The organism is Pradoshia sp. Z5_111, assembly GCF_058267535.1.
Genome location: NZ_JBZCPQ010000002.1, coordinates 496,396 through 518,684, shown reverse-complemented (window position 1 = coordinate 518,684; position 22,289 = coordinate 496,396). Strand labels below are relative to the sequence as shown.

Sequence of the window (22,289 nt, the reverse complement as noted above, 5' to 3'; positions counted from 1 at the left end):
GTATTCTGTCCTGCTTTAATGTTATAGTAAAAAAATAAAATATAAGTTAGAGGGACAGAGTTATGAAGAGGAAATGGGTGTTACGCTGGTCTGTTTTTATTCTTGGATTATTGGTATTAGCATTTGGTATAGCACTAACTATTAAAGGAAAGTTTTTAGGGATTGGACCATGGGATGTTTTTCATTATGGACTATTTACTAAATTCGGATTCACTATAGGAACTTGGTCGATCATAAGTGGATTATTGCTTTTGTTCATCAGTTCAATTTTCAATAAAGCATGGCCCCAAATAGGGTCCTTTCTGAATATGATGTTGCTTGGTTTATTTATTGATCTTTTTAATTGGATATTACCTAGTATTGATAATTTAGCAGGAGTAACAATTGCCTTTATCATAGGTGTTGTTTTAATGGGATATGGTATTGGATTATACGTTTCGGCTGATTTTGGAGCAGGCCCTAGAGATAGCTTTATGTTATTAATTGTTGAAAAAATGGGGTGGAGTATCCCGTTGGTCAGAAATGGAATTGAAGTTATCGTTTTTCTCATTGGTTGGATGTTAGGAGGTCCTGTTGGGATTGGAACCTTGTTCATTGCATTTGGATTGGGTCCAATTTTAGGCTTTTCTATTCCTCAATGTAAGAAGCTGATGGCCTATTTTCTTGATCAAAAGGACCAATTCATAACGACTTGAGTATATAGGTAGAAGGATCTTTTCATAAGGGGAATTTTGCAATTTTATTACCTAGTTGTTAAAGTGATACCAATGAAAGATATGGATACGGAATTACAAATCAAGCAAAAAGGATGTCCTGGCTTTAAGGACATCCTTTTTTGTATTTATCTAATCTTAATGATTATCGAAGTATTGTTGTTGACTCAAAGTCCTATCGATCATGAAACAATTAAGATTAAAGCCATTATGATTAAGTTATATTAAATAACTCCTTGTGCAATCATGGCATCGGCTACTTTTTTAAAGCCTGCAATATTAGCGCCAACAACCAGATTGCCTGGGTGGCCATAGTCCTCAGCAGCCTTGACGCTCTCCTTGTAAATGGTAGTCATAATATCCTGCAATTTTGCATCGACTTCTTCAAACGTCCAGGATAATCGAGCGCTGTTTTGTGCCATTTCTAAGGCAGAAACGGCTACACCACCTGCATTGGCAGCTTTCGCTGGACCGAAGAGGATATGGTTATTTAAAAACACATCAATAGCTTCAGAGCTAGATGGCATATTAGCGCCTTCGCCGACGGCTTTTAGTCCATTTGCAACCAGAAGTTTCGCTGATTTTTCGCTAATTTCATTTTGTGTGGCACATGGCAAGGCAATATCGCACGGTATGGACCAAATTCCGTAGCAACCTTTCGTATATTGTGCATGTGGGTGTTCTTCTACATATGCCGAGATTCTTTTCCTCTCAACTTCCTTTAGACGTTTCAAGGTTTCTAAGTTAATTCCGTTTGGATCGAAAATATACCCGTCAGAATCACTGCAGGCGACAACTTTTGCGCCTAATTGTGCAGCCTTTTCGATTGCATAAATGGAGACATTACCTGAACCGGATACTACCACTGTACTTCCCTTAAAGCTAAGCCCTTGTTCTTTAAGCATTTCTTGTACAAAGTAAACAGTGCCATATCCAGTTGCTTCGGTTCGAGTTAAGCTTCCGCCGTAACCAAGTCCTTTTCCTGTCAGAATACCCGCCTCATAGCCTCCGCGTATTCTCTTGTACTGTCCAAACAGAAATCCGATTTCTCGGGCTCCAACGCCAATATCACCAGCTGGTACATCTATATCTGGTCCGATATGTCTGCTTAGTTCCGTCATAAAGCTTTGAGTGAATCGCATGATTTCTCCATCAGATTTCCCTTTAGGATCAAAGTCAGATCCACCTTTGCCTCCTCCGATCGGCTGACCGGTAAGAGCGTTTTTAAAAATCTGCTCAAAGCCGAGAAATTTAATAATACTTGCATTAACAGTAGGGTGGAATCTCAAGCCGCCTTTATAGGGGCCGATGGCACTGTTATACTGTACACGGAATCCACGGTTTATCTGTACCTTGCCTTGATCGTCGACCCAAGGAACTCGAAAGGTAATCAATCTTTCTGGCTCTACAACTCTTTCAAGGATACTTTGCTCCATGTATTCTGGATGCCTAGTAAATAAAGGGACGAGTGAGTCAAAGATTTCTTTAACAACCTGATGAAATTCTCTTTCATTAGGATTTCGCTTTTTGACTGTTTCAAATACTTCATTAACATAATTTTTTGCAGTAATTGTTTCTGTGTCTTTAAGCTCTGTCGATACAGTCATGCTGTTATAAGCCCTCCCTTAGGTGAATAGTAATTTAGTGTGTGTACTTTAGTCTAATAAAGAAATGATATACTAAATTATCTGATTCTTCAAATTTATATTAAAAATTAATTAAGAAAAAGTAAAACTAGAGGGTCATTTAAAATGCATGAAAAATAGATTTAAATAGATATTGGCATCTTATTAGATAGGTTAGCGAAAGACGGATGTTCAAATAGAAGTTACTGATAAAATTGTAGTTATTTAGTAATTTACTATTAATAATTCCGATATAATACAAATATGAAAATATAGAAAAACCTACATCCATTGGAATGTAGGTTTTTTGCATTAACTAATATTAGGGATGCCTTTTCTATGAAGAAATAGATAGCTAGGAACCACTTTAGCACCAAACAATAATCCGATATGGAGTCGTTTGAGCAGGGATGCTTTTTGTAGTTGGTCCATAGATGACAATGAGATTCCGATTTCCGATATTTTTTGAAAATGGCTGCCCATTTCTTAAAATGATAGGAGTGTAAGGGGAGAGGTTTAATTGTAATTGACCATCACGGCTCACCAGTTGGTTGTTAAAATAATCTGCTTTAACATTTTGATCGTTATATTCCTTTACAATGATAAGAGCCCGATATTGTGGCGGATAAATCAATGGTACCGGTACATCCCCATCATAATAACCAGTAATTTTATCACCGAGGCCCACAATTGCCTGTTCTACGAAGTAAGTAGTCGGTGATATGATGAAATTAACTATTCCGTTATTTCCATCTTCAACTGTAATTTGTTTAAAACAGCCCTCTGATTCCCCGTTTTGTCCCATCATAAAATCATTCATGTCGGTTACAATACCTCGAAATGACATAAGATTCACGGCATTATTCCTTTCCTGAAAAACTAAGTTTTATAGTCTTTACGGTTAATCATAAATTGATAAAATCATCATAAATAATCCTGACGCTACCTATTCAATTTATGTGTCATTGCCCAGAAAGGTGAATGCAAGAAATTCAAACTTTGGACTATGAGATTTGTCTTAATAAAATAATTGGCGTTATAGGAAGGAAGCTCGGGTGCATACCTTTAGTCTTATTAACCGCTGCGTATTATACTGAGGAAGAGAACTTCAACGTTGATTTTGAAAGGAGATTCTAATCATGGCACAGACATTAAAAGGGAAAATTGCGTATATCACTGGGGGAGCTAGAGGGATTGGTAAAGCGACAGCAGTTGCACTGGCTAAAGAGGGTGTAAACGTTGGTTTGCTTGCAAGGTCAGAGGAAAATCTTAAAAAGGCAGCTGCTGAAATAGAAAGTTTAGGCGTAAAAGTAGCTTATGCAACAGCTGATATTTCATCAAAGGAACAGGTAGAAGCAGCGATTGAAGTGTTAACAACTAATTTGGGCACTGCTGATATTTTGATTAATAATGCTGGTATCGCTACTTTCGGAACAGTTTCGGAGATGGATCCCGATGAATGGAAAAGGATCATAGATATAAACTTAATGGGTACTTATTATGTAACACGAGCGGTACTACCCCAATTAATCGAAAAGAACGGCGGAGATATCATTAATGTTTCTTCCACTAGTGGATTAAATGGAGCAGCTACATCCAGTGCTTACAGTGCCTCAAAATTCGCGGTGATTGGCTTTACCGAATCGCTTGCGCAGGAGGTTCGCCGTAATAATATTCGTGTATCAGCTTTGACACCTAGTACAGTTGCTACAGATTTGGCTCTCGACCTCGATTTAATTAAAGAAAATAATGATTCGAAATTCATTCAGCCTGAGGATCTTGCAGAATTTATAGTCGACCAATTAAAATTAAACCCTCGTGTTTACGTGAAAACAGCGAGTTTTATTGCAACAAATCCATTTTAATGAATCATAGACTGGTATAGATGAATGGAATGAAGAAAGAAGGCGTAAATCTGCCTTCTTTTTTCTCTTCTAATAAGTTCTTTTAAGGTTAGAGTATATCGATAAATCGTTTGAATGCTTGTTTTCCTTCATGGGTCCGTTTAAATACACCGGCATCCTCTAAACATCTCAGGAATTTGGAACCGACTGCCTGAGAGATAATCATTTTTACGGATTCAGGAGTAATTTCTTTCCCGTTAACTACTTTTAGTTCTTCAGCCCAAGCTTGGTGATAGTCTGCCACTTTATTGAGTTGATTGAGCAGATATTTTTCAACCTCAATAAGCTCCTTTTGTAAGCGGGCAGGCAATACAGCAAGACCCATAACTTCTATTAAACCAATATTCTCTTTTTTGATATGGTGAACATCCTGGTGAGGGTGAAAGATTCCTAATGGATGCTCATCACTTGTTCGATTATTGCGAAGAACAAGATCAAGCTCGAACTGGCCATCTCGCATTCTTGCAATCGGTGTTATGGTGTTATGACGAGTATCTCCGGAATAGGCTACGAGATTAACCGATGGATCACTAAAGTGAATCCACTTTTGGAGTATCCGATCAGCTGCACCTGCAACTTCCTCCAGACGAGCTCCTTTTATACGAATTACGGACATAGGCCATTTCACGATATGTGCAGAAATAGAAGGGAACCCTTTAATGGAGAAAGTTACTTCTTCCTTTGCTCGGGCCATTGCAAACTCATATCGCCCACCTTGATAATGGTCATGGGTTAAAATAGATCCCCCCACAATAGGGATATCTGCATTAGATCCCAAGAAATAATGCGGAAACTTTTTAACAAACATCAGCAAATTGGTGAACGTTTGGAAATTAATTTTCATATCACGATGTTGGTCTGATAACAGAATGCAGTGCTCATTATAATATACGTATGGTGAGTACTGTAAATACCACGATTCCTCCCCGAGTGGAATCTGGACCATACGATGGTTGGACCTGGCAGGATGATTTAACCGTCCTGCGTATCCTTCATTCTCAATACAAAGGAGACAAGTTGGATAATTGGATGTAACAGGTTTCAGCTCGCGCTCCAATGCAATTTGTTTAGGATCCTTTTCAGGTTTTGATAAATTGATTGTTATATCCAGTGCTCCATAATCTGTATCAACCGTGTAACTAATGTTTTTCGCAATCTGTTTAGTTTGGATATAGTTGCTATTCTGGCTTAACTCATAAAAATACTTGGTTGCTTCCTCTGGACATTCTTTATACTTTTGATGAAATGTACGATTTAGCTCTGAAGGTTTTGGCATAAATACATTTATTACCTTGGCCTTTAAAATATCTTTATTGACTATTAAATCCTCAATAATCTCAGTCCTAACAGCATAATCAGCGATAATATCCAATAAATCCGGGATCGACAGCTCGTTCTTTACTGGATGTTCTGAAAAGCCATCTAAATGAATCAGTGACAATATCTGATTTCTGGCGTATATTTCATCTGCTGAATCAAGCATTTGTAAACTTTTAGCCTGATCCAAAAGTTGTTGAACTGCTGCATAGATCTCCATGATATCTTCCCCTTTTAATCAATTTAACTACTTATCTCCATAGCCGTTTGGATGGGCCTGATGCCAATTCCAGGCATCCGTAATAATGTTTTGGATGGACGTCCGCTTCGGTCTCCAGCCCAAAATGCGCTCGGCTTTTTCAGAAGAGGCAATCAGCGTACTTGGATCACCGGCTCTTTTAGGGGCAATTTTAGCAGGCAGCTCGTGGCCTGTTACTGCTCTGGCTGCTTCCACAATCTCCTTGACTGAAAAACCTTTGCTGCTGCCAAGATTAAAAATATTACTTTCTCCGCCATTTTGAAGATACTTCAAGGCTAAAATATGAGCATCGATTAAGTCCTCAACATGAATATAATCACGGATACATGTGCCATCCTCCGTTGGATAATCATCTCCGAAAATGGAAATAGATTCTCGCTGTCCCAATGCTACTTGCAGTACTACTGGAATTAAGTGTGTTTCTGGATGATGGTCTTCACCAATTTCCCCGGTTGAACGGGCACCGGCGACGTTAAAATAACGGAGCGACACATAATTCATGCCATAGGCTGTATCACACCACTTCATCAATTTCTCCATTGTCAGTTTTGTCTCACCGTAGGCATTGGTTGGATTTGTCTGCATTTCCTCCGTAATCGGTGTTTTATTCTGCTCTCCATATGTAGCTGCGGTAGAGGAGAAGACTATATGCTTAACATTGTACTCGTTCATCACTTCAAGCAGTACCTGGGTCCCATATACATTATTACGGAAATACTCGAGCGGTTTTTCCATAGATTCTCCAACAAGTGAATAGGCAGCAAAATGAAGTACAGCGTCTACTTTTTCCTTCGTAAACACCTCGCGTAAAAAGTCCTTGTCTCGGATATCTCCTTGATAAAATTTTGCCTTTGGATGTATAGCCCCTTTATGGCCTGTTTGTAAATTATCAACCACTACTGTGTCGTAACCTTCATCGATTAGTTGGTATACGGCATGGGAACCAATATAACCAGCCCCACCAAGAACTAAAGTACTCATACAATCGCCTCCGTTATAATTTCCTTTGTCCCATCACCAATGCTGGCAACATAAAAATCTGCCTCATATCCGAATTTTTGTTTAAACGCATCTCCGACTTCCTGAATGAAACGTTCGATATGAGCTGATTGAACCAGTGCAATCGCGCAACCTCCAAAACCGGCTCCCGTCATTCTGGAGCCAACGGTACCTTCTTGCTGCCAGGCTGCTTCCACTAATGCGTCCAGCTCCGGTCCAGTTACCTCGTAATCATCCCTAAGTGAAATATGGGACTCGTTCATATAGATGCCAAACTGGACTAGATCACCTGCCTGTAAAGCTTGAAAGGCTTTTTTTGTACGCTCATTTTCATAAACTGCATGGCGTGCCCGTTTTTCAAGAGTGGAGTCACCAATGACATCTTTATGTTGATCAAAAAGATCGATAGATAGTTCTCCAAGTGAAGATATATCAGTTGCTGTTTGCAGTTTTGCAAGTGCTGCTTCACACTCGCTTCGGCGTTCGTTATATTTTGAATCTGCCAGTTCTCTTCGTTTATTCGTATTCATGATGATAATCTGATGATCTGCTATATCAAATGGGGCATATTCATAGCTTAGAGTCTGACAATCTAGCAATATAGCTGATTTTGCTTTTCCCATTCCAATCGCAAATTGGTCCATAATACCGGAGTTTACTCCAATAAACTGGTTTTCCACCTTTTGTCCAATCTTTACTAACTCGATGCGATTTATCTCCAATTGAAAGACTTCATTTACCATTACGCCAATTAAAACTTCAAGTGAAGCAGAGGAAGAAAGGCCAGCTCCATTCGGAATATTGCCGTATATGAGAATATCAAGGCCGTTCGGCAGGTCGTTTCCATTCTCAGCTATATATCGAAGTACACCCTTAGGGTAGTTCGCCCATTGATGGGATGGGTCATAATCCAGATCATCTAAAGAAAACTCAATCATCCCGACCTCTTTGAAATTCAGTGAATATAGCCGAACGGTGCGGTCTTTGCGCAGTCGTACTAAGCCATATGTTCCATAGGTGATGGCAGATGGGAAAACATACCCGCCATTGTAATCAGTATGCTCACCGATCAGGTTGATTCGGCCAGGTGAAAAAAAGGTACGAATCTTATCATTCATACTTCCTGAGAAAACACTGTGAAATGCAGATAATAGTTTTTGATGCTCCATATTGGTCACTTCCCTCTAAATTTTAGGTAAAGCTTTTTATAATTAATGAATCGTACAGTCTGTCTTTATACAAGAGTATATTTCCTATTTTTGAAAGCGTATCCAGTTTTATTGTAATAAAAATTGGTAAACGGAGTCAATTAATTTTACTAAAATTTTTACTAAACAGTTTGCCATGCAAAAAAGCGCACATTTATTTGTGCGCTTTACTTGGAGCTTCCTCTTATTTTAAGTTGTGTAGCAATACTTACTTTTTTCGAAATTTGTCTTCCAGATAACTGCTCAAGCAATAAATCGACTGCCGTTTCACCCATTAATTCGGTATAGACCTTAACCGTGCTTAAGGGGGGAGACATATATTTTGAAATGCTAATATCATTTACTCCAACAATACTAACTTGATCCGGAACGCGGACACCTGCATCTTGAAGGGCCCGTAATGCTCCAACCGCTATAGAATCATTTCCAGCAAAAAAGGCTGTAGGGATCTCATCTGGATGATCCTTGATTGCTTGTTTCATCAGGTGGTATCCATCATCAACTGAAAACTTGCCTTCATACACATAAGCTTCCTGATAGAGACCCATGTCCGATAGAAATCGTTCAAAACTAATTCTTCGAGGATCGTCGATTTTGGAAGTGTGGTCCTTATAAATTTCCCGCCCACCTAAGTAACCAATTTTAGTGTGTCCTTGATCCAGAAAATATTGAAGAATATTTCGTGTGGCTTTTTCGAAATCAACTATAACAGAATCGAATTGATCGTCATTAGGTGAACTATCTACAAAAACAAGGTTACTTGACACACTCTTTAGTTCCTCAGCCTGGTTTTCGCTGAATTTACCAATTGCGATAATCCCTTGAAATCCTTCATTTTGGAGGGAACGCAAATGCTCTATAGAAAAATTAGTGAACTTCATATTGTGGTATTCCAGGCGCTTTTCCACGCCAAGTCTGATTGCCATATAATAAAGATCGTCTAATTCCTCTTTTTCAGTATACCAATTCACGATTCCTACTTTATACGTGCTAGGTTTGCGTTTAGGTTTTTTTTGATAGTCTAATTCTTCAGCCGCTTCAAAAATCCTTTTTTTCGTCTCATCACTGACTGATAAAGAGTCGTCGTAATTAAGTACTCTTGAAACGGTCGCAATCGAAACTCCAACCATATTTGCGATATCCTTAATCGTGGCCATTGGACAGCTCCCTCTTTCTTTTCTAAAAGTAAAACCCGATTATTTTAGCGCTTTCAGTATACTATACTTTTTAGTAAATTTCTTTAGATTATTTTCGTTTTATTAAGGAAAGGTGTAAGGGGTGGAAGTATGAAATACCTAAAATATAGATAGCTATTTCCGATTAATCATGATAATAATCCCTTGATTCTTTTTGAAAGATATTAATTTATTTTCGATATATTTAGTAAATAAATTGATTAATTTACTAAAATTTATTATGATACCCATGAAAACGTTTTTATAATAAGTCAGCAGGGGGAAATTATTGTGCAGTGGTATATCATACTATCTTTTATTCTCTTTACGGGTGTAGTTGCCTACTATACATTTTCAAAATTGAGGAAAGAAAAGGTTAAAGGAAAAGTATCTAAGGATAATTATTTCTTAGGTGGGAGAAGTTTAACATGGGGCGTTATTGGGATGTCCCTACTATTAACGAACCTAAATGCCACACAATTCGTTGGAATGAGTGGGCAATCCTTTGCGGGGAATATGAGTAATATGGCTTATGAAGTTACGTCCGGATTCGTTTTGGCGTTAGTAGCTATTTATTTACTTCCACGTTATTTAAAACAAGGAATCACAACTATTCCTGAATTTCTGGAAGATCGGTATGACAGTCAAGTTAAATCGTTTGTGTCGATATTATTCTTGTTGGGATATGTGTTAAACATGCTGCCAACGACCCTTTATTCGGGAGCCATAGCATTAAGCCAAATGTTCGACGTTGAAAGCACTTTTCATATCAGCTATGAGGCTGGCATTTGGATTATGGTTTGGTTGATCGGAATAATCGGCTTCTTCTATGCAATATTGGGTGGATTGAAAGCGGTTGCGATTTCAGATACGTTTAATGGAGTTGCTTTGGCCATTGGCGGTCTATTAGTTCCGATTTTTGCGTTGCTTACTTTAGGAGACGGCAGCATATCTCAAGGATTTTCACAATTTGTTGCAGCGACTCCTGAAAAGTTTAATGCGATTGGTACCAATCAAGATGTTGTCCCATTTGGAGCGGCTTTAACGGGCCTTTTACTAGTGAACTTCTATTATTGGGGAACGGATCAATCTATTATTCAACGTGCCTTGGCGGCCAAGGATTTAAAAGAAGGACAAAAGGGGATTATGTTTGTCGGTTTAATGAAGATCTTTACACCGATTATTGTTATTATCCCTGGAATTATGGCATTTCAGATTATCGGTAATACGGGAGCTAACCCAGATACAATGTATTCGGCTCTTGTAACAGAAGTAATGCCGAAACCGTTGATCGGCTTGTTTGCAGCTGCCATGTTTGGATCTGTATTAAGTGTTTTCAATGGAATCTTAAATAGCGCGTCAACTTTATTTGCAATCAATGTGTATGCGCCAACCTTTGGAAAAAATAAATCTGATGAGGAAATAGTCAGGAAAGGGAAATGGTTCGGGGTCTTTATTGCTCTGATCTCGATGTTTATCGCGCCACTGATTATGTACGCACCAAGCGGATTGTTCCAATACTTACAGGTCATAAACGGGTTCTTCAATGTACCGATTTTCACGATTATCTTTATTGGTTATGTGACAAAGAGAGTTCCAGCTATCGCGGCTAAAATCTCCATAACCTTCTTTATTGCAACGTATGCAATCCTTCAGCTTGTAATTAAGCCAGAGATGAGCTTCTTGTATCAATTGGCTATCCTATTTGTTATCAGCTGCCTGCTCATGTTGATAATTGGTAAAATAAAACCAAGGGAAGAGGCATATATTCTTCCTAGCAGAAATCTTGTAAATCTGGAGCCATGGAGATATCGCCAGGAAGCTGCTTGGGGAATGATTTTCTGTGTCACTGCTTTCTATATCGTATTCTCGAAACTCGGACTCGCAAGTGAAACAGGCTTTGGTGTACATACTTGGGCTTGGCTTGCCGGAGCTGCTCTAATTTGTCTGATCGGTTTATTCGTCACCAAGAAAATCGGAAGTAGAACAAATACAGCTGAACCTTTAGAAAAAAGTACGATTAATAAAAAAGCATTGTAATACTAATTAAAAATCACCTTCCGATTCAGGAAGGTGATTTTTAATTATGGAATAAATTTAGTCATCATCTTTCAAATTAGGTGTCTGTTACTTTAGAGTACCTATACTAGGAAATTAAGTTTATATTATTGTAAATTTATGGTTTATTAAACCACGCAAAAGGTAATACAGTTTAATTGATACGGTTAGTAATTTTTAATACATAATGTTTTTATAGGGAAAAATATATGGTTTAACGTAAAAAGTTTGTTATTTAGCTAGTAAAATAGGCTCAATTATTCAATTATTGTAACACTTTAGTATCGTATTTTTTGAATTTTTATTATTATAAACTATGACAATATATGGTATTTAGGGAGACTATGTAATTAGATAATGAGGTGAAAAGATGCAAGATAATAGTCATAGGATCAATTTAATTTATGGTGAAATCTCTTCATTAAATAATAAGATACGTCAAAACAATGAAAAGGTAGACCGATTGGAGCGTGCTTACAGGAATATATCGAATAAGCAGGATGACTATTTTGATAACAAAAGATATATCCATAAACCGGAACTTACCGGCAGTGTATGGAGAGGCCAACACGCTGATAAGTTTCTGGATAGAAGAGATGATATAGAAGATTTATATATGAATATTGGCAATAAGGATATCCAAAATATGCTAGATAGAATTAGAGATGAAATTGAGCATTACAATGCTGTTAATCGGAATTTAAACAATTCGATATCAAATAAAAGGTCGAGAATTGAACAGTTGAGAAATTCATAGGGAGGGGTTAAACGGATGCATGAAATCCATATTGAAAAAAGTGGAGCGAATTCTATTCTAAATGATCTGAAGAGTAAAATTGAATCTCTTGATAAAACGAATCCGCATATTCAATTTGCAGATAGTAAGATGGATTTAATTAATCAGGTTAAACAAATTGAAGAAGAATATTATCAGATTCTAAAAAACTATATAGCTTTGTTAGCTGATAGTGAGGTTACTGCACGGACCAGCATAGATGATTTACTTGAAACAGATCGGGAACTTGCCCGTAAAAATTCATAAAGTTAGGAGGTCCATCCCTTGAAGGTATTGAACGTTAATGAAGTTCTTTCTGAGCTTGATACTTCAATTAAAAAGAAAAAAGAAGAAAAAGAACAAATCCTCGACCTGAGAGATTCCCTTAATAAGATAAGCGGTTCGTCGAAAGATTCACTTGATGGCAAGATGGGAGATGCAATCAGAGAACATTTTACGGTATTGCATATTCCGGCTGTCCTACTAATCAATCAGTTTCTGGATCAATACACAACACAGCTTAAAAAGATTAAAGACTCCATACTAAATTACGAGGATAAGAATGGGTTAATAAAACAGGAATTTATCGATCATGATGTAGAACAAGGCTTAAAGAAAATTGAAAGAATGACAGAAGATCTTATAGAAGATATCAATCAAGACTTTAATGAGGTTAGAGACTTAGTCAGTGCTTCTCCTCTATCAACTACTTCTATCCATTACTCCATAGAATCCGCACGAATTCATAATAAGTCAACAATTGATGAACTCAATGAAATAGACCAGCAAAGCGTAAAGGAATTAAAAAAATCTTTAGAGGATTTAAAGGACATATCCTCTTTCATTAAAAAAATTAAAACATGGTCCAGCAAAGGAATCGTTATTAACGAAAATACGATCAAGGAGATTAATAATTATTTCAAAAAAAATGATACACTCACTGAAATGATTGATTCAGCTGTAGAGCTCTCCGTAGAACAAGGCGATTCAACAGTGATAGGAGATGTCGCTGATTGGCTGGATAAGATGGGGAAATTCAAGGGTGGTACAGAGATTTTAAAGGCGACTGGTGCAGCTGTAGTACTCCTTTCAAAGGCACTTACTTTAGAGAAAAGTGGTAACGGTAAATTTAAAATTAGCGCACATCCGGATTGGAAACAAAACAGTCAAGGGAAGTATAATTCTAAACTTGCCGAAATCATTCATGGAATCCTTAAGAAAGGCAGTAACAGCTCAGTATCTTTTATACAAAATTATTTTTCAAAATTCAATAACGCCCCAAGTAGAGTGTTACGAAGCTTAATTGGGATAAAACCACATTTAAATATGGTTAAGTATGAAGATTTATTAAATGGAAAGATTCTTAAATATTCCGATCAAGCTCTAAGAGCATATAAAGCCTTTCCAATCGATATTAAAGCAACGTTAGGCCAATTTACAGATGTGAATCAATTTAAAGCATTAGTTAAGAAGATACCAGCTGTGGGTACGTTATTTTCCTTTGTTACTAATGCTGGTGAAATAGTAAGTGATAAGAATAAACATAAATCTAGTTTGGAAAGAATAGGGAGAGCAACTGCTGGAATAGGGCTTGATGTTGGTGTTGCTGCATTGACAAGTGGGGGAATGGCATTAGGTACACTCGTATGTCCAGGAGTAGGAACTATCATTGGAGGGGCCGTAGGAGCGACGGTTGGAATAGTCGCATCATTTGCAATCGAAGATAAGGTAAAAGATATTGGAGAGAAAGCAGGGAAGGCGGTTGAAGATACTTATAAAGATACAATAGACATGGCCAATAAAGCTGGTAATGCTGTGAAGAACAAAGTTGACGATTTAAAAGAAGCAGCAAATAAAACCGGTAGTGCCTTGAAAGATAAAATGTCCGATGCAGGAGATTTTGTATCTGGATTATTCAATTAAATTTAGGAGGGAAATTAATTGATTCAAACTAAATCTCTAAAGTTATCTTCTAATGAGTTGGCTGCTGCTTTAGCCTTATGTGGTTATGAAAATGTAGCTAGTGAAGTAATAATCAACTTGAAAAATAGTAGTAAAGACGAAGAGACTGTGGATCGTTTTATAGAATATACTGAATCTACCTTAAAAGGGAAAGGTTACCTGGATGAAACGCGATCAACCTTACTTGTTCCAGAAGTAGAGGACCTGTTACATCTGTTAATGGTATCTACTAAAAAAGTTAGATGCATTAAGGACGAGCATGTACTCTTTATTCACTGTATAGATGAGGAGAATGTGCTACTCCAAGAAATTAAGAATCAAGCTCACTATTTTACTAAACAACAAACAAAGGAAGGGTTTGGAGATACATTAAGAAAGCATTATAGACTAACTAATACTAATGATTCTTTTAGAAGAGAAATTAAGACAATGATGTTGTCTGAGGATTTATACAATGAATTGCATGATTTAAATCCACAATATCTTGAGCATATGATAAGTGATAAGGAATTAGATATTGATTTGAGAGAGTTCTTGGCTGACTTTAAAGATAATAACCAGCAATTTGATAACTTATCTTTTATGGAGATGGACTATATTAGAAATCAAATGGATTTAAGGCAAGTTAACTTCATGTTACCAAACAAGCAATCTATATGGCATCTTGATTACAATAGAATCATGAATAAAGAGGTTTTTATCATTCCGGTTAAAATAGATGAGTATCTTAATCAATTAAATCAGCAGATATTCGATTTTTTCAATATAAAACAAAATACAATTAGGTAGGAATACATAGATTAGGAAGTGGCTTATTATGAAAAAGGTTAGTGCTCTAATAGTAGTGATAATTGGTTTTACCTTAATAGCTCTCTTTTTAAATAGTTTCATGCCTATACCAAGTTCATATATTTTTATAATACTATCGTTTAATTGTATGTATGCTTTTGCTTCTGTTTTCACACAAACCATAGTAATTAGATTATATGAAGCCAATGTGTTTGAAGAGCAAAAGGGATTCTTTGATTATCTTTTTCAATATATATATATAATAACTTCTGGCATTAATTATTATGTTCAATTAACATTTAGTTTATTTCCCTTCTTTATCAGAAAAATTCTATCTATTGTTTTTCTTCTGTCATTGATGTGGATTCTAGGGTGGGTTGTGATGATCTTTGATTAGAGAGATATCGTATTTTAGTTAATTCAAATTAAATTAGTTCTGATGGGATTTAATCAGCAATTAATACAGATTTCTAAATAATCTGGGTCTCGTTGCTTAGTTGAGGAGGTAACCATAATGGAGAAAAAAGGAAGTTTCACTATTTCCACAGAAGAATTGATAAGGGGAATGATTGGATTAGGTTATAGAAAAAAGGCCAAGAAAATGGGAAAAGAGTACTTAAATCCTCAAGAATTGAAAGAAATGCTGAGCACTCTAGATAAGGGAGATAATATACCAAAAGATTTAGGACAAGTAATGAAATACATAGCTAATACGAAACAGAAGATTATATGTAAAATGAGTGAAAAACAGCTTATCTTTTATTCTTATGAAAATGGGAAGCTGCTAGTAGAGTTGTTCGATAACAATAAGCATACCTTTTCCATACACACCTTTAATGATAATTTATCGGAATTATTGGTAGAATTTTATGATATAGATATAGACATAGAGCGAGATAATTTAGACAAACCTCATTCTATTAAATTTGATTATGATTTTTTTGATCTGATTCATACTGTGGCTGAAGAAGAATTAGAACAATTCATAGAAGAAAAAGTGGACAACTTAATAAAGGATAAGAATGCTAAGCCAACGAAAGAATTTTTAAGAGATTTCAAAGTTAATAAACAAAAGGTAAATCAAATTATATTTATGAATGACAATCGTATAAATTTCACAGAAGTTTTCGTTCAGGGGAAAGATTGTATATGGTTTGTAGCAAACGAGGATATTAGGAAACAGGAATTAACAATATCAAGTATCGAAATTAAAACATATCTACAAAAAATCGAGAAACTAATTAAAGATTTCTTTACTGAATTTCTCAAATCAAAAGAAAATAGGTTGAGGAACAAGTTATTTGTATTTAGGAGGGGATTGCCGTTTTTTGTGAAAAGTAATGCGTTGCTAATTTTTTGTTTAGGTCTTTTGTTTATAAATAAAAGTAGCTGGGGTTATAACGGTAATACGTCATTTATAGTTCTTATTATTCAAAGTGAAATTTTATTTTTGTTTTTATCATTCATTGCATGCTTTCGGAGGGAGAAATCCAAATTAAATATAGTAAATAGATAGGTAGTCTGGGTTATATTAGACTATAAATACATAGCTATATTTCTATCTGGATAAATTATCATGTACAAATTATATTTAATCGAACTTCGATCATAGTAAATAAATCATTCGCATGTCTGTTATGTGGTGCCTATCTTTTTATAATAACTTTTATGTCGGGAATCTTTAATTGATTATCTATACTTTTTACAAAATGCCTCTTAACGGTAATAAAACTAAATATAATCCATTAATAAGGATATGATTATTAGATGAATAAATCCATTGGTTTTTTCCTAGCTGTACTTGTATGCAGCATTCCTGCATTCTTATTTAGTAGTGATTTTCCAATACCTAGTGCCTATCTTTTAATAGTGTTACTTACGAATTTAATATTTTCGTTTGCATCCATCTTCATGCAAACAATAATACTCCGTTTATATGAAATCAATGTATATGAAGAAAAAAAGGGAATTCTTAATTACACATTTCATTATTTAGCAATGCTCTTTTCTGGGGTGAATTACCATATACAACTTATATTCAATCGAACTCCATTTATATTAAATAAATTGTTTGCGTTTATCTTTTGTTTTTTTAGTTTCTTCCTATTGTTTGTATTTGCGGCGATATACGATTTAGATGTTTATGTTGCAATGAAAATTTTGTTAGCGAGGAGATAAAATGGCCGATAAAAATGAGTTGAGTCTATCAACAAAAGAGTTAGTCCGATTACTTTTTCAAACAGGAAATAGGAGGAAAGCAAAGGAAATTTCAAAAAGGTCCTTACAAAATGAGAAAAGTAAGCCTGAAATCAATGGAATAGATATACAAAGTTACAGTCCGGCTGAGAATAGAATTATACAATATTTGGGTGAGTCCCAATACTCTATTAATTTTGAGAATGACTCCAAGACATTAATCATTCATTCAATTAAGCTAGATAAAATCTTGACAGAAGTTGTGGAAGATAACCACCATACCTTCTCAATAATCGATTGGGGAGAAGATTTTTATAAATCCTTTATTAGCTTTTATCACTTAGAAGATACCTCCAAGTTAGATTTATACGAAACAACCATCACCATGGAAGTAATAAATTATGATTTGATTCAAGATATGAACAAGGAAGAGTTAAAGGAATTTATACATAATAATAGTGACAAAACATCTGTAAAAAATTTTCTTGAGGACTTCTCTACGAATAACCAAGAGATCAATTCCATAGTTTTTACAAAAAGAGGCCGTGTCGTAAGTATGGAATTCTTTGTTCCAAGTACAAAATGCATTTGGATGATTGATCACACAAATGTAAAAGCAGATGAAATTATTATTCAAAGCCTTGGTGCAGAATCTTATTTTGAAATAATTGAGGATCTAATTAAAAAGACTTTTATAGATTTTGAAGATGAAATGACTAAACTAAATGATAAAGTCTTTTCTTTAAAAAGAGGCTTTCCCTTTTTTATAAAGAGTAATATCGTGCTCGTTATAATTATGTTAGCGATTAATATTAACAGGAACAGCTGGGTATATGTCGGAAGAGATTTTTATGAACTATTTGGAATCTTTAGTGAGGTATTGATCTTATTTATTACACTCATCGCTTGTTTTCGTCCTAAGAGTGTTAAATAGCAGACAACTAAACAAAGTCAGCAAAATAAAGGAAGTGTGGGAGTAAACAAGACATAAAATAAATCGTTTTCCTATATTTAGTACGAATATATTTATAACTATTATAAAGATTATAGGAAAGCTTCTAAGACATTTACGTTTTAGAGGCTTTGTCTATATAGATTTAATAATGGAGAAGCAATTCAGGTAGGTAAGAAAACATTGAGCAGGAAGTGTCGTATATGAAAAAAGTTGGTGCATTTATAGCTGTATTAATAGGTCTAACTTTATTGGCACTCTTTTTGGATGGTTTTATGCCTATTCCGAGTTCTTATATTTTTGTAATACTATCATGTAATATTATATTTGCTTTTGCCTCCATATTTTCACAGAGGGTAGTGATTGGTTTATATGAGGCAAATGTATTTGAAGAAAAAAAGGGATTCGTAGGATATCTATTTCAATATATAGCTATCATATTATCTGGTATCAATTATTACGCTCAGCTAACTTTTAGTTCATATCCCTTCTTAATTAGAAAGGTGATATCTATTGCCTTTCTTTTGTCACTAATGTGGATCCTTGCATGGATTATGGCTATTTATGATTAAAGATGGTTCCTTCATGTATGGATAATTAAGGTCAAATGTATCTTGATAGGCTTAAACAGCAATTCATAGTTTTAATATTCATCGGTTACTTTGTTTAGTTTAGGGGGAACCATTATGGAGGAAATGAACGGATTTTCTATTTCCACACAAGATTTGATAAGTGAATTGGTAAGCTTGGGTTATAAGAAAAAAGCTAAGGAAATTGGTAAGGGAAATTTAGAGCATCAAGAACTGAAAAAAGTACTGAGTACTTCAAGTAAGGAAATTAACTTACCAATAGATTTAGTAAATATTCTGAGATACATAGTAAGTACAAAACAGAAGATAATATGTAAGTTGGATGCAAAACAGCTTATTCTTTACCCGTATATAAAGGGTAACCTGTTAGTTGAAGTTATTGAAGATAATAAGCATACATTCTCCATTCAAGCCTTAGCTTCGGATTTAAAGAATATATTGGCAGAATTTTATGGTATAGACATTAAGAGAAATAATCTGAGCATTCCTAATGCTATAAAAATCGATTTCAATTTTTATGACTTAATCCATACTGTTCCTGAGGAGGAGTTAGAACAATTTATAGAGGAGAAGTTGAATGAAATAATAAAGGATGGGAAAGCAGAGCTAACAAAAGAATTTTTAAGAGCCTTTAAAGATAATAAACAAAAGATGAGCCAAATTACATTCATGAATGAAAATCTTACAGATTTCACTGAATTTTTACTTCCAGGGAAAGATTATATTTGGTTTGTGGAAAATGAAAACGTAAAGAATAAGGAAATAACTATAGCATCTATTGGAAGTAGATCATATATACAAAAGCTTGAGAGACTTATAATAGATACTTTCACTGAATTTCACACATTGAAAGAAAATAGGGTGAAAAATAAATTCTTTTCATTTAAAAGAGGGATATTGTTTTTTGTAAAAAGTAATATGTTACTAACTTTTTTTGTAGTACTTTTGCTTGTGAACAAAAATAGCTGGGTTTATGATGGTGACGCTTCATTGATTTTCAATATCGTTCAAAGTGAAATTTTAATTCTAACTCTATCAATCTTTGCGTGCTTTCGAAGGGAGAAAGCCAAATTAAAGATATTAAATAGATAATTAAATAATTTAATACATAACTATTTTAAATACTACACGAAATGCTTCTAAGACATTCAAGTTTTAGAGGCTTTTTTATTTCTGGAATTTTTACAAGCATCCTGCATAATCAAAATCTCTAACTTAAAGGAAAGACATAAATACTTCTTCCAATTATTATACTTTTTATTGGAAGTGTTTAGTAAAATATAACAAAAGAGGGATTGAGGTGAGATGATTGAATAAAACCAAAAAAATCATGATTGGTGTGACTGTAACTGCATTGACCATAGGTTTGGTCAGATGTGGGACATCAAATGCGGATCTTCCTCCAGAACCCACAGATTCAGACTGCGGAGATTGGGAATGGGATGATGATGATGGTGTTTGGGAGTGTGATGATGACAACTCGAGGTATCATGGCCATTATTATTATGGCGGTTATTTTTTTGGAAATCGAAGCATGCTTCTGAACAATAAGGGTTACCAATCCTATAAAAATAGTTCCTCTTTTAAGGGGGGGATTAAGGCTAGTTCGGGATTTGGCAGCGGAACAAAATCTTTTGGAGGTTAAGTCTTTGAAAAGGGAGGATTTATATGAATTTATATCTTAATTTTCTTTCATATTTAGGAGTAGCCTTGTTATTGCTTGCTGCAGGAATTGCTCTATTTGCCGTAAGTACGCCGAAGCTGAGGGAATTCAAGTTGATTTCTGAGAAGAACTCTACAGCAGCCATGTCACTCGGCGGTAAGATCGTTGGGCTCTCAATCGTACTTGGGGCAGCAATTGAATATTCCGTATCACTTAGGGATATGGTGATATGGGGAGTTATCGGGATTGTCTCACAAATTGTTGTGTTCTTACTTGCAGAGGTTCTTACGATAAGGTTTAGCATTCATCAGGCAATCGAGGAAGATAATCATGCTGTCGGCATCATGTTAGTCTCATTGTCACTGGCTGTTGGGTTAATTTTAGCGAAGTGTTTATCCTATTAAATAAGGCAGGTAAGTGGAGTGAAGCAATTAACGTATTATTTAGATAAAGGAAATGGGCGGTTTGAGCCCTTTTATCAATACAATCTCCCCACTGTTGGGGTGGATGAGTGCTATGCCAGACAGCTTTGTACGTATTTTATCGTGAGAGGAACACAATATGAGCTAATATCGAATGAAATGTCCGCTGAAGAGGAAATCCTTGTGGTTAAGGAAACAGGGAGGAATTTGCAGGGGGAGAAAGAAAAAAACTACCGCGGTCTAGGGATTCATATTGAATTTCGATATCATGAATTACGGGAAAATTATCGGTTGCTTTCTTGCACTCCTTACGACAGTCATTATGAAGTACTCCGCTATCTCTTGAAGGATGTAGTAGATGTACCGGGCACCGGGCAGATGTTAGTGACGTCCACTGAGATTGATGAAGACCGGGGTGTTTATGTGATTTATGTTAAGGAGTTAGATGATGTTGATGGATAAGTACCATGAAAGAAGAAGCGAATTTTATGATCATATAGAGGGCTTTTGGGCTAATCTTTATGGTGAGGAATATGCCTTATATGATATGAAGCTGATAGACAGGCAAGAAGCAGCACATATACGCCTGGCTACTGAACGAATCGGCAAGGTATACTCAAAAATGGCCTCGCTATTACGTAAAGTTCCATATGAAACTTTTCTCGAGATGGGTTATCCAGAAGAGACAATTTCTTTTTTAAGACTTAAAGTTCACCCGGCTGAAAGTGTGATCGCGCGCCTGGATCTAATTCCATACGGAGATGGTTATAAGTGTATCGAGATTAATTCAGATACTCCCACATTTATTAAGGAATTATTTCATATAAATGGACGTATTTGCAAAGAGTTTGGAACAGAGAATCCAAATGATGGCTTGGAGGTGCAGTTGTATAAGGCAGTTCAGGATAGTATCCAGCAAGTCAGTAAGGGGAAAGCTCCATATATCGTGTTTACGGCTCATGAGGATCATATTGAGGACAGAGAAACCGTTCAGTATCTTAAAAAGGCTGTTCCATCATCCAAATTCACTCCTCTACATAAGCTGCAAATCCAAAGAGGCGTAGGCTTATTCGATGAGCTTGGCGTCAGGATTGATATCCTTTATCGGCAAACTTTTCCGATTGAAAATATTATTATGGATCAGGACAAAGATGGGAATACAATTGGCTTATGGTTGCTAGAGTTGGTGGAAGAGGGGAAGCTATCCATCCTGAATCCACCATCGGCATTTTTGCTGCAAAATAAAGCAGTTCAGGCCGTCATTTGGGGATTGCATGAAGAGGGACATCCCTTTTTTACGGAGGAGGAACATAAGTGGATAGAGGATTATTTTCTGCCGACATACCTTGAAGCTGAGCCCTTTTTGAAAAATCAACTGCCTTATGTGAAAAAACCAGCCTTTGGGCGTGAGGGCGACACAGTTGAAATCTTTAGTGAAGATGGCCGATTAATGTACGCAGATAGCCAAAAGTCATATTCTGAGTACACCTCAGTTTATCAACTTTATATGGAACAGCCGACTGTACAATACCAAAGTGAAAAGGGTCTTCAGGAAGGCCGGTTGCTCTTGGGAAGCTTCCTGCTTAATGGAAAATCATCTGCCTTCGGCTACAGGGTTGGCGGAATGATTACCAATAATCTTTCCTATTACTTGCCTGTTGGCATAGGTGATTGATAGATTG

Annotated in this window: 22 protein-coding genes; 16 read left to right on the top strand and 6 right to left on the bottom strand. The window is 35.8% G+C overall.

The features are described 5' to 3' along the window. Positions 1 to 62: 62 nt before the first annotated feature. Together AC4D4A_RS06730 and AC4D4A_RS06725 are read left to right on the top strand one after the other, a co-directional pair. Complete coding sequence (locus AC4D4A_RS06730) at positions 63 to 695, top strand: YczE/YyaS/YitT family protein (protein WP_490995165.1); 633 nt, start codon at positions 63 to 65, stop codon at positions 693 to 695. A gap of 36 nt (positions 696 to 731) precedes the next feature. Beyond that, complete coding sequence (locus tag AC4D4A_RS06725; protein ID WP_490995164.1) at positions 732 to 941, top strand: hypothetical protein; 210 nt, start codon at positions 732 to 734, stop codon at positions 939 to 941. On the opposite strand, the gene gdhA is transcribed toward AC4D4A_RS06725, so the two are convergent. Both gdhA and AC4D4A_RS06715 read right to left on the bottom strand, forming a co-directional pair. Then, positions 938 to 2,320: an NADP-specific glutamate dehydrogenase gene (gene gdhA / locus AC4D4A_RS06720; protein ID WP_490995163.1), complete on the bottom strand. Its 1,383-nt coding sequence runs from the start codon at positions 2,318 to 2,320 to the stop codon at positions 938 to 940. The two genes, AC4D4A_RS06725 and gdhA, sit on opposite strands and share 4 nt — an antisense overlap. A gap of 385 nt (positions 2,321 to 2,705) precedes the next feature. Next, positions 2,706 to 3,185 (bottom strand): hypothetical protein, encoded by a 480-nt coding sequence (locus tag AC4D4A_RS06715; protein WP_490995212.1) that lies wholly within the window; start codon positions 3,183 to 3,185, stop codon positions 2,706 to 2,708. A gap of 292 nt (positions 3,186 to 3,477) precedes the next feature. On the opposite strand from AC4D4A_RS06715, the gene AC4D4A_RS06710 reads away from it, so the two are divergent. After that, positions 3,478 to 4,203: a 3-ketoacyl-ACP reductase gene (locus AC4D4A_RS06710; RefSeq protein ID WP_490995162.1), complete on the top strand. Its 726-nt coding sequence runs from the start codon at positions 3,478 to 3,480 to the stop codon at positions 4,201 to 4,203. 88 nt (positions 4,204 to 4,291) lie between these two features. Here AC4D4A_RS06710 and galT read toward each other — a convergent pair whose 3' ends face one another. The 4 genes from galT to AC4D4A_RS06690 form a co-directional block, all read right to left on the bottom strand. After that, a complete protein-coding gene (gene galT / locus AC4D4A_RS06705) occupies positions 4,292 to 5,779 on the bottom strand; it encodes a UDP-glucose--hexose-1-phosphate uridylyltransferase (RefSeq protein WP_490995161.1) in 1,488 nt (495 codons plus the stop codon). A 27-nt stretch (positions 5,780 to 5,806) separates the two neighbouring features. After that, entirely contained in the window at positions 5,807 to 6,799 is a 993-nt protein-coding gene (gene galE, locus AC4D4A_RS06700; RefSeq protein WP_490995160.1) for a UDP-glucose 4-epimerase GalE, read from the bottom strand. Further along, on the bottom strand, positions 6,796 to 7,986 hold the full coding sequence (locus tag AC4D4A_RS06695; RefSeq protein WP_490995159.1) for a galactokinase: 1,191 nt from the start codon (positions 7,984 to 7,986) through the stop codon (positions 6,796 to 6,798). Before AC4D4A_RS06695 ends, galE begins: the two co-directional genes overlap by 4 nt. 206 nt (positions 7,987 to 8,192) lie before the next feature. Next, entirely contained in the window at positions 8,193 to 9,182 is a 990-nt protein-coding gene (locus AC4D4A_RS06690) for a LacI family DNA-binding transcriptional regulator (protein WP_490995158.1), read from the bottom strand. A 309-nt stretch (positions 9,183 to 9,491) separates the two neighbouring features. Between AC4D4A_RS06690 and AC4D4A_RS06685 the strand changes: the two genes are divergently transcribed. The 13 genes from AC4D4A_RS06685 to AC4D4A_RS06625 all read left to right on the top strand — a co-directional run bounded on the left by AC4D4A_RS06685 (position 9,492) and on the right by AC4D4A_RS06625 (position 22,282). Beyond that, positions 9,492 to 11,240, top strand: coding sequence for a solute:sodium symporter family transporter (locus AC4D4A_RS06685; RefSeq protein WP_490995157.1), 1,749 nt, complete (start codon positions 9,492 to 9,494; stop codon positions 11,238 to 11,240). Between the two features lie 388 nt (positions 11,241 to 11,628). Continuing rightward, entirely contained in the window at positions 11,629 to 12,015 is a 387-nt protein-coding gene (locus AC4D4A_RS06680; protein WP_490995156.1) for a YwqH-like family protein, read from the top strand. Positions 12,016 to 12,030: 15 nt separating this feature from the next. Next, on the top strand, positions 12,031 to 12,300 hold the full coding sequence (locus AC4D4A_RS06675) for a DUF5344 family protein (RefSeq protein ID WP_490995155.1): 270 nt from the start codon (positions 12,031 to 12,033) through the stop codon (positions 12,298 to 12,300). A gap of 18 nt (positions 12,301 to 12,318) precedes the next feature. After that, entirely contained in the window at positions 12,319 to 13,956 is a 1,638-nt protein-coding gene (locus AC4D4A_RS06670; protein WP_490995154.1) for a T7SS effector LXG polymorphic toxin, read from the top strand. A gap of 18 nt (positions 13,957 to 13,974) precedes the next feature. Next, positions 13,975 to 14,784, top strand: coding sequence for a hypothetical protein (locus tag AC4D4A_RS06665; RefSeq protein ID WP_490995153.1), 810 nt, complete (start codon positions 13,975 to 13,977; stop codon positions 14,782 to 14,784). Positions 14,785 to 15,298: 514 nt separating this feature from the next. After that, positions 15,299 to 16,300, top strand: coding sequence for a hypothetical protein (locus tag AC4D4A_RS06660; RefSeq protein ID WP_490995152.1), 1,002 nt, complete (start codon positions 15,299 to 15,301; stop codon positions 16,298 to 16,300). A 663-nt stretch (positions 16,301 to 16,963) separates the two neighbouring features. Further along, a complete protein-coding gene (locus tag AC4D4A_RS06655; RefSeq protein ID WP_490995151.1) occupies positions 16,964 to 17,914 on the top strand; it encodes a hypothetical protein in 951 nt (316 codons plus the stop codon). A gap of 221 nt (positions 17,915 to 18,135) precedes the next feature. Beyond that, on the top strand, positions 18,136 to 18,504 hold the full coding sequence (locus AC4D4A_RS06650) for a hypothetical protein (RefSeq protein WP_490995150.1): 369 nt from the start codon (positions 18,136 to 18,138) through the stop codon (positions 18,502 to 18,504). 114 nt (positions 18,505 to 18,618) lie between these two features. Further along, positions 18,619 to 19,614 carry a hypothetical protein gene (locus AC4D4A_RS06645; protein WP_490995149.1) on the top strand — a complete coding sequence of 332 codons (996 nt, stop codon included), beginning with the start codon at positions 18,619 to 18,621 and terminating at the stop codon, positions 19,612 to 19,614. Positions 19,615 to 19,831: 217 nt separating this feature from the next. Beyond that, positions 19,832 to 20,167, top strand: coding sequence for an aminotransferase yhxA (locus AC4D4A_RS06640; protein WP_490995148.1), 336 nt, complete (start codon positions 19,832 to 19,834; stop codon positions 20,165 to 20,167). 23 nt (positions 20,168 to 20,190) lie between these two features. Continuing rightward, entirely contained in the window at positions 20,191 to 20,589 is a 399-nt protein-coding gene (locus AC4D4A_RS06635; RefSeq protein ID WP_490995147.1) for a DUF350 domain-containing protein, read from the top strand. Between the two features lie 18 nt (positions 20,590 to 20,607). Continuing rightward, positions 20,608 to 21,069 carry an RNA helicase gene (locus tag AC4D4A_RS06630; protein ID WP_490995146.1) on the top strand — a complete coding sequence of 154 codons (462 nt, stop codon included), beginning with the start codon at positions 20,608 to 20,610 and terminating at the stop codon, positions 21,067 to 21,069. Next, the gene (locus tag AC4D4A_RS06625) at positions 21,062 to 22,282 is read left to right on the top strand and encodes a glutathionylspermidine synthase family protein (protein ID WP_490995211.1); all 1,221 of its coding nucleotides are present in this window, start codon (positions 21,062 to 21,064) and stop codon (positions 22,280 to 22,282) included. The genes AC4D4A_RS06630 and AC4D4A_RS06625 overlap by 8 nt, the downstream gene beginning before the upstream one ends. Positions 22,283 to 22,289 lie beyond the last annotated feature (7 nt).